Origin of the sequence: Sphingomonas sp. STIS6.2, from assembly GCF_000732685.2 — a bacterium.
Classification (GTDB): domain Bacteria; phylum Pseudomonadota; class Alphaproteobacteria; order Sphingomonadales; family Sphingomonadaceae; genus Sphingomonas; species Sphingomonas aerolata.
In genome coordinates this window covers 1-11,149 of the sequence record NZ_JPDP02000101.1, presented here as the reverse complement: position 1 = coordinate 11,149, position 11,149 = coordinate 1, and the positions used below count along the sequence as shown (strand labels likewise).

12 protein-coding genes are annotated in these 11,149 nt (G+C 68.2%); 5 read left to right on the top strand and 7 right to left on the bottom strand.

Annotated features, from left to right (window positions below; all coding sequences use genetic code 11):
* The first annotated feature begins 112 nt into the window (after positions 1 to 112).
* Positions 113 to 1,438 carry a PQQ-dependent sugar dehydrogenase gene (locus sphst_RS13025; protein WP_107045651.1) on the top strand — a complete coding sequence of 442 codons (1,326 nt, stop codon included), beginning with the start codon at positions 113 to 115 and terminating at the stop codon, positions 1,436 to 1,438.
* Between the two features lie 121 nt (positions 1,439 to 1,559).
* Here sphst_RS13025 and sphst_RS13020 read toward each other — a convergent pair whose 3' ends face one another.
* Together sphst_RS13020 and sphst_RS13015 are read right to left on the bottom strand one after the other, a co-directional pair.
* On the bottom strand, positions 1,560 to 1,862 hold the full coding sequence (locus sphst_RS13020; RefSeq protein WP_031396320.1) for a polyhydroxyalkanoic acid system family protein: 303 nt from the start codon (positions 1,860 to 1,862) through the stop codon (positions 1,560 to 1,562).
* A gap of 10 nt (positions 1,863 to 1,872) precedes the next feature.
* Entirely contained in the window at positions 1,873 to 2,292 is a 420-nt protein-coding gene (locus sphst_RS13015) for a VOC family protein (protein WP_031396319.1), read from the bottom strand.
* A gap of 521 nt (positions 2,293 to 2,813) precedes the next feature.
* On the opposite strand from sphst_RS13015, the gene lnt reads away from it, so the two are divergent.
* Together lnt and metK are read left to right on the top strand one after the other, a co-directional pair.
* Positions 2,814 to 4,382 (top strand): apolipoprotein N-acyltransferase, encoded by a 1,569-nt coding sequence (lnt, locus tag sphst_RS13010; protein WP_107045650.1) that lies wholly within the window; start codon positions 2,814 to 2,816, stop codon positions 4,380 to 4,382.
* 72 nt (positions 4,383 to 4,454) lie between these two features.
* The gene (gene metK, locus sphst_RS13005) at positions 4,455 to 5,672 is read left to right on the top strand and encodes a methionine adenosyltransferase (protein ID WP_031395305.1); all 1,218 of its coding nucleotides are present in this window, start codon (positions 4,455 to 4,457) and stop codon (positions 5,670 to 5,672) included.
* A gap of 90 nt (positions 5,673 to 5,762) precedes the next feature.
* Here the strand turns inward: metK and sphst_RS13000 are convergent, their stop codons facing one another.
* From sphst_RS13000 to sphst_RS12985, 4 genes are all read right to left on the bottom strand, one after another.
* Positions 5,763 to 6,875 carry an AI-2E family transporter gene (locus tag sphst_RS13000; RefSeq protein ID WP_107045674.1) on the bottom strand — a complete coding sequence of 371 codons (1,113 nt, stop codon included), beginning with the start codon at positions 6,873 to 6,875 and terminating at the stop codon, positions 5,763 to 5,765.
* A gap of 89 nt (positions 6,876 to 6,964) precedes the next feature.
* Positions 6,965 to 7,249 carry a hypothetical protein gene (locus sphst_RS12995; RefSeq protein WP_042466252.1) on the bottom strand — a complete coding sequence of 95 codons (285 nt, stop codon included), beginning with the start codon at positions 7,247 to 7,249 and terminating at the stop codon, positions 6,965 to 6,967.
* Positions 7,250 to 7,282: 33 nt separating this feature from the next.
* On the bottom strand, positions 7,283 to 7,951 hold the full coding sequence (locus tag sphst_RS12990) for a phosphatase PAP2 family protein (RefSeq protein ID WP_159043618.1): 669 nt from the start codon (positions 7,949 to 7,951) through the stop codon (positions 7,283 to 7,285).
* A gap of 2 nt (positions 7,952 to 7,953) precedes the next feature.
* The gene (locus sphst_RS12985) at positions 7,954 to 8,799 is read right to left on the bottom strand and encodes a formate/nitrite transporter family protein (protein ID WP_056409134.1); all 846 of its coding nucleotides are present in this window, start codon (positions 8,797 to 8,799) and stop codon (positions 7,954 to 7,956) included.
* A gap of 65 nt (positions 8,800 to 8,864) precedes the next feature.
* Between sphst_RS12985 and trmB the strand changes: the two genes are divergently transcribed.
* On the top strand, positions 8,865 to 9,545 hold the full coding sequence (gene trmB, locus sphst_RS12980) for a tRNA (guanosine(46)-N7)-methyltransferase TrmB (RefSeq protein WP_056409132.1): 681 nt from the start codon (positions 8,865 to 8,867) through the stop codon (positions 9,543 to 9,545).
* Here trmB and sphst_RS12975 read toward each other — a convergent pair.
* A complete protein-coding gene (locus tag sphst_RS12975) occupies positions 9,542 to 10,630 on the bottom strand; it encodes a GNAT family N-acetyltransferase (RefSeq protein WP_107045648.1) in 1,089 nt (362 codons plus the stop codon). The genes trmB and sphst_RS12975 overlap by 4 nt on opposite strands.
* Before the next feature lie 122 nt (positions 10,631 to 10,752).
* On the opposite strand from sphst_RS12975, the gene sphst_RS12970 reads away from it, so the two are divergent.
* On the top strand, positions 10,753 to 11,149 hold a 397-nt coding region (locus tag sphst_RS12970; protein ID WP_107045673.1), incomplete at its 3' end, for a DUF2721 domain-containing protein.

Below are 11,149 nucleotides of genomic sequence, written 5' to 3'. Positions count from 1 at the left end.
CGAAGCCCCCGCCGCTCTGGATCCCCGCCTCCGCGGGAATGACGAAGCTCGCGCGATACCCAACCGCAATCACGCCATTGCCCCCGCCCGCACTCCCGCCTAACTCTCCTGCATGCGCAAACACATCCTCATCGTGCTCGGGCTGATCATCCTGGTCGGGATCGCCGGGTTCACCTGGCTCGCCTGGCCCGATACCGCCCGGCTCGACGTCAACCAGGTCACCGGCAAGCGGCCCGACATCACCGCGCCGCGGATCCAGATGCTGCCGACGATCGGCGTCGCCAAGGCGGTCGGCTGGCCCAAGGGCGCGATGCCGACCGCGGCGGCGGGGATGAAGGTCCAGCCGTTCGCAACCGGGCTGGATCATCCGCGCTGGCTCTACCGCCTGCCCAATGGCGACGTGCTGGTCGCCGAGACCAATTCGCCACCGCGTAAAGGTCCCGGCATCGTCACGACCGTGATGAACTTCCTGATGGGCCGCGCGGGTGCGGGCGTGCCCTCGGCCAACCGCATCACGCTGCTGCGCGACGCGGACGGCGACGGCGTCGCGGAGACGCGCTCGGCCTTCATGACCGGGCTCAACTCGCCCTTCGGCATGACGCTGATGGATGGCCAGCTCTATATCGGCAACACCGACGCGCTCGTCCGCGTGCCCTATACCGAGGGCGCGACCCGGATCACTGCGAAGCCCGAGCGTGTCATCCCGCTCAACGGCGGCGGCAATCACTGGGCGCGCAACGTGATCGCCGCCCCCGACGGCAAGACGCTCTATGTCGGCGTCGGCTCGGCGTCGAACATCGCCGAAAACGGCATGGACGCGGAGAAATACCGCGCCAACATTCTTCAGGTCTGGCCGAAGGACAAGAACTGGCGGATCTACGCCGCGGGTCTGCGCAACCCCAACGGCATGGCGATCAACCCCAAATCGGGCCAGCTCTGGACCGTCGTCAACGAACGCGACATGCTCGGCTCGGACCTCGCGCCCGACTATCTGACCCAGGTCGAGTTCGGCGATCACTTCGGCTGGCCCTGGTATTATTGGGGCGGCTATCCCGACGATCGGGTCGAGCCGAAGAACCCCGCGCTCCAGCAATATGCCAAGCGTCCCGACTATGCGCTCGGACCGCATGTCGCCGCGCTCGGCCTGACCTTCGCGGGCGACGCGAAGCTCGGCGATCGCTTCACCAACGGCGCGTTCGTCGGCGAGCACGGCTCGTGGAACCGCAAGCCGCTCTCGGGCTACAAGGTCGTCTACATCCCGTTCGGCGACACCGGTTTCCCGGCGGCGAACGCGAAGCCCGTCGACGTGCTCGGCGGCTTCCTCAACACGGATGGCGAGGCACAGGGCCGCCCGGTCGGCGTCATCACCGACAAGGCCGGCGCGCTGCTCGTCGCCGATGACGTCGGCAACACGATCTGGCGCGTCAGCACGAAGTAAGTGCCCCCTCCCCCGTCATCCTGACGAAAGTCAGGACCCAGGATCACGAGCGCGTCGTGTGTAACTCTGGGTCCTGACGTTCGTCAGGATGACGAGCGGGGCGGCGTCACACCGCGAACTCTCAGCGCAGCAGCTTCGGCCCTTCCTTGCGGATCATGTCCTGCACCTTGCCCGCGAACAGCCCGAGCAGCCCGGGCAGGTCGACGATCGCATGGACATTGTCCTCGAACACCGTGACCTTGCTGCCGATCACTTGCCCCATCGCGCTGACGGTGAAGTGCAGCGTGTCGCCCTCCCAGCGGCGATCGGTCACCGATCCGCCGGGGATCTTCGACCCGATCGTGTCGATGCCGCTGTCGAGCCGCGAGCGCACCCCCGCCTTGCCGAGCTTGTGGGGGATATCGACTGAAATGGGATTGGACATTCTTTGATCCTCAGTGTGCGAACAGCATCGCGTCCTGTGCGAACGCCTTGAACTCGAGCGCGTTGCCGCTGGGGTCGCAAAAGAACATCGTCGCCTGCTCGCCGACTTCGCCCTTGAAGCGGACATGCGGCGCGATCCCGAACCGGACCCCCGCCGCCGCGACCCGCTCGGACAGGCTGATCCAGTCGTCCATCGTCAGCACGACGCCGAAATGCGGCACCGGAACCTGATGGCCATCAACCGCATTCTCGACCGCGACCGCCTTCGCCGCCGGATCGAGATGCGCGACAATCTGATGCCCGAACAGGTCGAAATCGATCCAGTGGTCACTCGACCGCCCCTCGGGACAGCCAAGCGTCCCCCCGTAAAAGGCCCGCGCGGCGGCGAGGTCATGGACGGGAAAGGCGAGATGAAAGGGGCGCAGCGTCATGCGGGCAGGATAGAGCGGATGATCCCCTGCGTCACCCCGCCCCCGCTATGCGATGATCGCTGCGCGTCCGCCGCTCAAGTACCGCCCCCATTCCTCTCCACCACCCCGGCGAAGGCCGGGGCCCAATTGGGGGACGACGGTAACGAAGGACAGCGCGACATCACTGCGACCTTCCCACCTGGACCCCGGCCTTCGCCGGGGAGGTGCAAGGGATGCGGCCTGCACGATCCTAATTGTCGATATAGTACCAGCTGCCCGCAAGAAGATGGCACCACCCCGGCGAAGGCCGGGGCCCAGTTGGGGGACGGTGGTAACTAAAGGTTGCGCGTCGTCACGGCGACCTTCCCAGCTGGACCCCGGCCTTCGCCGGGGTGGTTGTGTGTGGGGGTAGACCCAGGGGTTGGTACCGAGTCCAACGAAAGCGCCCACCGCACCAGCCCCAACGCCCCATCCCCCCCACCGCCACGTCAGATGCAGCCTCAGATATTGCCCGCCCCCCGCCGCCACGCCATAGCGCAGGCGTGACCCGCTCTCCCGCCCGCGCCGCCCGCGCCGCCCTCACCTCTCCCGCGCTCGCCTGCGTCCTGCTCGGCGCGATCGCCGCGACGGGGTTTGCGCCGCTCGATCTCTGGCCGCTTGCGCTCGTCGCAGTCGCCGCGTGGCTCGCGCTCGTCCACGATGCACCGACGCTGCGCCAGGCGCTGTGGCACGGCTGGCTGTTCGGGCTCGGGCATTTCACCGTGAACAACAACTGGTTCCAGCACGCGTTCGACTTTCAGGACGCGATGCCGCCGGTGCTCGGCTATTTCGCCGCGGTCGGGCTCGCGCTCTATCTCGCGATCTTCCCGATGGTCGCTACAGGTCTCGCCTGGCGGTTCGGACGCCGCGCGACCGCGACGCCCGACCCCGCCTTCGTCCTCGTCTTCGCCGCCGCATGGATCGCGACCGAGTGGCTGCGCAGCGTGTTGTTCACCGGCTATGCCTGGGATCCGCTGGGGGTGATGTGGCTGCCCGCGATCGGCATCGCGCGGCTGTCGGCGTGGATCGGCACCTATGCGCTGTCGGGCGTGACGATCGTCGCGGCGGGATCGCTGTGGATGCTCAGCCGTCGCCGCGTCGCGATGCCCGCGATCGTGGTGCCCCTGCTCGCGCTCGCCGCGCTGTCGGCGCTGTGGACCGACGCCCCCGCCGCCGCCCCCAACGCCCCGCGCGTCCGCGTCGTCCAGCCCGATATCGGCCAGGAGGATCGCAGCGAATCGGACGGCGAACGCGTGCTGTCCGCGCTCGAAAAGCTGTCGGGCACCCCCGGCGCCACCCCCCGCCTCGTCGTCTGGCCGGAGGGCGTGGTGCGCGACTATCTCGAGGACGGCTATCCCTTCTACGCCTATGACTGGTCGAGCCCGCTCTATCTGCGCCGCCGGATCGCGCGCCTGCTCGGCCCCGACGACATATTGCTGACCGGCGGCACGTCTTTGTCGTTCGATCGCGAGGACCGGATCGCGGGCGCGACCAATTCGGTGTTCGCGATCGACGCACAGGCGCGGCTGCGCGGCCGCTATGACAAGGCGCATCTCGTCCCCTACGGCGAATATCTGCCGATGCCGTGGCTGCTGAAATCCCTGGGGCTTGCGCGGCTGGTCCCCGGCGACATCGACTTCACCTCGGGCGAGGGGCCGGGCAATCTGACGCTCGCGGGCTTCGGGTCGATCGGCATCCAGATCTGCTACGAGATCATCTTCTCAGGGCAGACGGTCGACCGCGCGCACCGCCCGCGGCTGTTGTTCAACCCCTCCAATGACGCCTGGTTCGGCAGCTGGGGCCCGCCGCAGCATCTGGCGCAGGCACGGATGCGCGCGATCGAGGAGGGGCTGCCGATCGTCCGCGCGACCCCGACCGGCATCTCCGCGATCATCGCCGCGGACGGCCGTTTGCTTGCCACCGTCGCGCACGAGACCGCGGGTGCGGCCGAGCTGCCGATGCCGACCGCGCTGCCCGTGACGCTGTTCGCGCGGCTCGGCAATCTGGCGGCGGGGCTGGTCATGGCGGCGATGATCGCCTTGGCCGTTGCCCTGCGCCGCCGCGAACGCTAGAAGGACATATAAAGCTTTCCTTATATGATGCTCCGCGGTGCCCCACCGCCGGGCCTTTTGCGAAGAGGTTTCATGCGCAAGTCCTTTCTCTTCACCTCCGAGTCGGTCTCCGAAGGCCATCCCGACAAGGTCGCCGACCAGATCAGCGACACGATCGTCGACCTGTTCCTCGCCAAGGATCCGCAGGCACGTATCGCCTGCGAGACGCTGACGACCACGCAACTCGTCGTCCTCGCCGGCGAGATCCGCGGCAAGGGCATCTATGAGAACGACCAGTGGGCCGATGGCGTGCTCGACGAGATCGAGGCGGCCGTCCGCAACACCGTCAAGGAAATCGGCTACGAGCAGTCGGGCTTCCACTGGAACGAGTTCCGTTTCGAGAACAACCTCCACGGCCAGTCCGCGGAGATCGCGATGGGCGTCGACGAGAGCGGCAACAAGGACGAGGGTGCCGGCGACCAGGGCATCATGTTCGGTTACGCGACCGACGAGACGCCGGGCCTGATGCCCGCGACGCTCTACTACAGCCACAAGATCCTCGAGCGGATGGCCGCCGATCGCCATTCGGGCGCAGCCCCGTTCCTCGAGCCCGACGCCAAGAGCCAGGTGACGCTCGCCTATGAGAACGAGAAGCCGGTCCGCGCGACCGCGCTCGTCGTCTCGACCCAGCACGCACCGGGCTATTCGGAAAAGGGCAAGAACCCCGATCCGGCCAAGTACGCCGAACTGCGCGACTATGTCATGGGCGTGTTCACCGACGTGCTGCCTGCCGGCTTCATCTCGGACGAGACCGCGATCTACATCAACCCGACCGGCGCGTTCGAGATCGGTGGCCCTGACGGCGACGCAGGCGTCACCGGCCGCAAGATCATCGTCGACACGTACGGCGGCGCAGCCCCGCATGGCGGCGGCGCGTTCTCGGGCAAGGATCCGACCAAGGTCGATCGCTCGGCCGCCTATGTCGCACGCTATCTGGCGAAGAACGTCGTCGCCGCCGGGCTCGCCCGCCGCTGCACGATCCAGCTGAGCTATGCGATCGGCATCGCCGAGCCGCTGTCGGTCTATGTCGACACGCACGGCACCGGCACGGTCGAAGAGGCCAAGCTCGAGGCGGTCCTGCCCAAGCTCGTCCGCCTGACGCCCAAGGGCATCCGCGAGCACCTCAAGCTCAACGCGCCGATCTACAAGAAGACCGCGGCCTACGGCCATTTCGGCCGCGAGCCCGAGGGTGACAGCTTCACCTGGGAGCGCACCGATCTGGTCGACAAGCTGAAGGCCGCAACTGCCTGACGCACCTCGCCCGATAGGTGATACAGAAAAGCCTCCCCCGGACCGTCCGGGGGAGGCTTTTTCATGTCCGCTACGCCGGATCGGAACCGATCAGCCGGGCGCCGACCGGTCGGTCCCCGCCGCGTCGCCGACCAGCGGCGCGCTCGCGCGCTGCCGATGCCGCTGCTCGGTCAGGATCTGCCACGACGCCAGGAACAGCGCCGCGACCAGCGGCCCGACGACGATACCGCTGAGGCCGATCAGCTCGATCCCGCCCAGCGTCGTGACCAGCACGACGAAATCGGGGATCCCCGTGTCGCGCCCGACCAGAATCGGCCGCAGGATATTGTCCGCCATGCCGATCACGACGACGCCCGAGATGATCACCACCAGCCCCTGCCAGATCGCGGTGGTCGCCAGCAGATAGACCGCGACAGGGACCCAGACGATCGCCGGCCCGAGCGCGGGCAGCAGCGAGGTCAGCGCCATCAGCAGGCCCCAGAGCAGGGCCGCGGGCAGCCCGACGATCCAGAAGGTCGCCGCGCCGAGCCCGCCCTGGACCAATGCGACGATCACCGTACCCTTGATCGTCGCGCGCACGACCGACACGAACTTGTCGACCAGCGCGGCGGTGACCGACCGCTCGAGCGGCAGCGCGTCGCAGATCTTCGGACCGATCGTCTCGCCGTCGCGCAGCAGGAAGAACATCACGTACAGCGCGATACCGAAGGCGAGCAGGAAGGCGGCGGCATTGCGCCCGATCGACAGCGCCTGGCTGGCGATCGTCCGCACGCTGTTGCCCATCGTCTGCGACAGTCGCGCCTGGATCCGCTCGATCGAATCGAACCCGGCCTTGTCGAGCAGCGTCTGCAGGCGCGTCGGCAACGCATCATGCACCTGGTTGAAATAGGCGGCGAAATTGATCTCGCCATTCTGGATGCGGGTATAGACCGTGCCCGCCTGGTCGACGATCATCCCGCCGATGATCATGCTCGGTACGACGACCGCGAACAGGATGATCAGCAGCGTCAGTGCAGCGGCGGTGTTGCGACGCGTCGGCATCCGCTCCAGCAGGCGCTGGAACAGCGGCTGGAACAGGATCGCGGCGAGCGCGGCCCAAAGCAGCGCCAGGGCGTACGACCAGACGACCACGACGAGCGCGATCGTGATCACCACCAGGAATATCAGGAATCCGCCCGTTTCGAGCCGGCGCCGGTTGATCATCATGCATCCCCCCCAACATCGTCGGTCGGCCCCAGACGCCGCCGACGATACCGCCCCCGCCCGAATCGGCGGGGACGGCATCATTGTACTTAGCGCAGTGCGGCGCTGCCGTTGACGAGGGCCGCCTTCTGCTCGTTCGACATCGCGGCGGCGTTCACGTCCGCGTCGTCGACCGCCTCGCCCTGCTTCTCGCCCTGATCGCGAACCGCCTCGGCGCGATCCTCGAGATTGTCGGCAGCGGCCTCGAGCGCGTCGGCGCGGTTTTCCGCGGCGCCCTCGACCTGGCTGCCCAGCTTGTCGTCACCCTTGCCGCCACAGGCTGCGAGCGGAATGGTCAGCGTTGCGAGCATGAGCGCGGTAGCAATGGTCTTCATGTATAAATCCCTCTTGTGAGGCCATCCAAACCGTCACGCAGGCGGAACGGTTCCCTCGGCCCCGTTCGGTACTATCGCGGGGTCGTGATCCGCGGATCTTTCCCTGTTTTCAGTGACATGCTCGACGACCGGCGCGACGCGGTCGAATAGTGCGCTGACCGCCGCCTCGGCGATCCAGCCGACCGCCGCGCCGACGACCAGGTCGGACAGATAATGCTTGCCGTTGACCGGTTGCGCCGCCGCCACCGCGACCGTCGCCAGCGCCGACGGCATCGCCGCACCGTCGATGTCGCGCGACGCCGCACGCGCGACCGCGACCGCGCCTGCGGTATGGCCCGACGGGAAGGACGTCTGCTTGTGGTCCTGGCTGTCGCCCGTCTCGAACCGCGCCTTGCCGGTGTCGAGCGCATGGCCCGGCCGCGTCCGGTCGACCGAATGCTTGATCACCGATTTCGCCGCGGTCGCCGCCAGATGCGAGGCGAGCATCCGTGCGCCGCCGCGGATCAGGTCGGGCCGCCGCGCGACCAGCCCGATCACCAGCGTGCCGATCGACGTCGCGATCAGCTGCGGCTGGTCGGCGACCTCGGCGAGGAAGCCGGTCGCCTTCACCACTGGCGCGTCGCGGTGTTCGGCCAGCTTGTAGGTCGCCTTGCGGTCGACCTCGGCGATCTTGGCCGCCGCACTCTTGCTCTTGCCCGTCATCATCAGTCCTTCTGTCGCATTTCGCCGCGCACCTGCGCATGCGCCAGCAGTGCGAACACCCCCGCACCACCGACGAGATTCCCCATGATCGCCGGCAGCAACAGTCCGGCAAAGGTCCGGACCAGGTCGACATGCCCGGTGAACAGCAGCAGGAACGCCTCGTCCGATCCGACGATCGAATGGCTGAAACCGCCGATCGCGACCACATAGGTGACCGCGAAGATCACCATGAACGCCTCGCCGCGCGCATTGGGCAGCGACCAGGCGAGGATCGCGATCATGAACCCCGCCGGGATCGCGTTGACGAACGTCGCCCAGGCGCCAAGCTCGGTGATCCGCATCGACACCGCGATCATCGCTTCGCGCAGCTCCGCCCCGCCGAGCACACCGCCCGCGATCGCCGCCGCGGTCAGCGCGGTGCCGAGCAGGTTGGCGCCCAGCACGATGCCCCACAGCCGCAACGTCCGCCGCAGCGCCCAGCGCGACGGCGTGGTCACCAGCGGCAGCATCGCGCTGATCGTGCTCTCGGTGAACAATTGCATCCGCCCGAGAATGACGACCAGAAACCCCGCCGGATAGCCGAGCGACACGACCAGCTCGCGCCAGGGCGTATCGGGCAGCGCGGCGTGAAGCGCACCCTCGGCGACCAGCGACGCGGTGATCGCCAGTCCCGCCGCGAGCGCGGAGAAGAACAGCGAAACCCCCGGGCGCGCGAGTTCGTCCTCGCCCGCCTCGCGCACCGCGCGGTGGAGATCGCCCGCGTCCGCCGCCTTCAGTTCCTCGACGTCCTGCTCGGGCCCCTCGGGTGCGGACCCGGTGTCCGACGTGGTGGTGCTGTTTTCGGCCATTACGGCCTTGTAACGGACCGCTACGTGCTTTGCTCCCGCGCAATCGACCGCTAGAGCGCGCGGCGATGAACGATCCCGCCACCATTCGCCGCCTCTATGGCCGTCGCCAGGGCCACAAGCTTCGCCAGGGCCAGTCCGCGCTCGTCGAGGAGATGCTCCCGCGTCTGTCGGTTCCCGAGACGGGGATCGTCGACGCCGCCACCCTGTTCGGCGACGACCGCCCGCTCCATGTCGAGATCGGCTTCGGCGCGGGCGAACATCTCGCCGGCCAGGCATCGGCCAATCCGGATGTGGGCTTCATCGGCTGCGAACCGTTCCTCAACGGCGTCGTCGGCGCGCTCGGCCATATCCGCGACGGCGGGCTGACCAATGTCCGGCTCTATATGGGCGACGCGCTCGAGGTGATCGAGCGGCTGCCCGATGCCAGCCTCGACCGGCTCTACCTCCTCCACCCCGATCCGTGGCGCAAGGCACGGCATGCCAAGCGGCGGATGGTCAATCACGGTCCGCTCGACACGATCGCCGCCAAGCTGAAGCCCGGCGCCGAATTCCGGCTCGGCACCGACGATCCGACCTATTGCCGCTGGTCGATGATGATCATGGACCAGCGCCGCGACTTCACCTGGCAGGCGCGCACCCCGCAGGACTTCCTGACCCGCCCCGACGACTGGCCCGAGACGCGCTACGAACGCAAGGCCCGGCGCCAGGGCCATGAGGTCTGGTATTTCCGCTATATCCGCGACTAGCGCCCGCCGCTGCGCCGCCACCAGCCGGCCAGCACGCGACCCGCAATCGCGGGCAGCCCGGGCCTGAGCAACAGCCAGTCGCGGATCGGCGCGCCCTCCGCCGCGCCGATCACCCGCTTGTAGCCGCTGTCGCCCGCGCCCCAGTCGACCCTGGTCGCGCCGCGCGCCATCGCCGCGACCAGGTTGCGCCAGTAGAGCAGCTTGCCCGGCGAATGCTTGGCGAAACGCGGGTCGTAGCTGTTGGCGATCGCATAGATCAGCGCCCCCGTGTCGATGTCGAACGAGAAGGCGGCGGGCACGCCGTCGACGCGGAGCAGCGCCGCGCGGAACATCCCTGCCAGCACCGGATCGACCGCCGCCGCCTGCCAGAAGGCAAGATGCCCGTCGGTCGTAAATTTCATGTCGCGGCGATCGGTCTCCTGCGCGACCCAGCTCGTCTGCTCGACCGCGCCCAGATCGGCGAACCGCGCCGGCCAGTCCGCCCCCGCCAGCGCCTGCCAGTCGAGCGCGCCATGCTCGGCCAGATGCTTTTCGTGAAAGCGGTTCTTGCGCAGCGTCGAGTTGCGCGGCCAGCGCTCGCCATCGACGCTCGGCACGAGGTCGAGCACCCAGGCGTCGCCGAGGTGCCGGTCGATCGCGCACCAGCCCGCCGCCCGCGCGCTCGCGATCAGCGCGTCCGCCGCCGGATCGCCGTCCTGAACCGGGCCGATCCGCAGGCCGTTGCACTGCGCAGATAGCCCGCGCAGCGCCGCCGCGCGTGCTGCCTCGCTTGCCCCCATCGCCATGCCGAAACTGCGGAACGGCCAGTAGCAGCCCGGCACCGTCGCGAGCCGTAGCCACGCCGGGCCGAGCGCGACGAACGGCAACGCGATCGCCGCGACGCCGTCCTCCTCGACCACCAGCGTCTTCGCGCGGCCGCCATAGGCGCTCAGCGCGGCCGCATACCAGCCGTAGCGCAGGAACCGGTGGCTCGGCGCCGCGCGCGCGGCGACCGCGTCGATCGCGATGCTCAGGCCCTCGACCACGCTTGCCTGCGCGCTAGGCGGCACCGGCACGCGGTCGGACAGGAGCATCGGCTTCGACATCGCACGCCCCCTAGCAGCAATCCCTTACCAGGTAGTGCAGGATCGCACCGGGCGCCGCGGCGCTTCAGGCGGGGGGCGGGATTGGCTTCCCTCCGGCGCGGTTATTCCGCATGATGATCAGGATGATACCCCTTCCCGCCGTTTCGACGATCGCGCAGACGATCCAGCTGTCGCTTGCGCCCGTATTTATGCTCGCGGGCATCGGCCAGCTGCTCAACGTGCTCGCCGGTCGCCTCTCGCGCGTCATCGACCGCGCCCGCCAGCTCGAAAAGCTCCATCCCAGCAGCGCGGGGCCTGAACGCATCCGCCATATCTGGGAGTTGCGGCTGCTCGACCGGCGGATGACGATCATCAACGCCTCGCTCTTCCTCGCGGTGTCGAGCGCGATCATGACCTGTATCGTCATCGCGCTGCTGTTCATCGCCGAACTCGCGAAGCTGCACTTCGGGACCTATGTCGCGGTCTCGTTCATCCTCGCGATGATCCTGCTGATCGCCGCCTTTGCCAGCTTCATGATCG

What these genes read in the sequence shown, in the direction of transcription:
- sphst_RS13025 (WP_107045651.1), top strand. Translation starts at nt 113, where the DNA reads ATGCGCAAACACATCCTCATCGTGCTCGGGCTGATCATCCTGGTCGGG.
- sphst_RS13020 (WP_031396320.1), bottom strand. Translation starts at nt 1,862, where the DNA reads ATGTCCAATCCCATTTCAGTCGATATCCCCCACAAGCTCGGCAAGGCG.
- sphst_RS13015 (WP_031396319.1), bottom strand. Translation starts at nt 2,292, where the DNA reads ATGACGCTGCGCCCCTTTCATCTCGCCTTTCCCGTCCATGACCTCGCC.
- metK (WP_031395305.1), top strand. Translation starts at nt 4,455, where the DNA reads ATGCGCAAGTCCTTTCTCTTCACCTCCGAGTCGGTCTCCGAAGGCCAT.
- sphst_RS13000 (WP_107045674.1), bottom strand. Translation starts at nt 6,875, where the DNA reads ATGATCAACCGGCGCCGGCTCGAAACGGGCGGATTCCTGATATTCCTG.
- sphst_RS12995 (WP_042466252.1), bottom strand. Translation starts at nt 7,249, where the DNA reads ATGAAGACCATTGCTACCGCGCTCATGCTCGCAACGCTGACCATTCCG.
- sphst_RS12990 (WP_159043618.1), bottom strand. Translation starts at nt 7,951, where the DNA reads ATGACGGGCAAGAGCAAGAGTGCGGCGGCCAAGATCGCCGAGGTCGAC.
- sphst_RS12985 (WP_056409134.1), bottom strand. Translation starts at nt 8,799, where the DNA reads ATGGCCGAAAACAGCACCACCACGTCGGACACCGGGTCCGCACCCGAG.
- trmB (WP_056409132.1), top strand. Translation starts at nt 8,865, where the DNA reads ATGAACGATCCCGCCACCATTCGCCGCCTCTATGGCCGTCGCCAGGGC.
- sphst_RS12975 (WP_107045648.1), bottom strand. Translation starts at nt 10,630, where the DNA reads ATGTCGAAGCCGATGCTCCTGTCCGACCGCGTGCCGGTGCCGCCTAGC.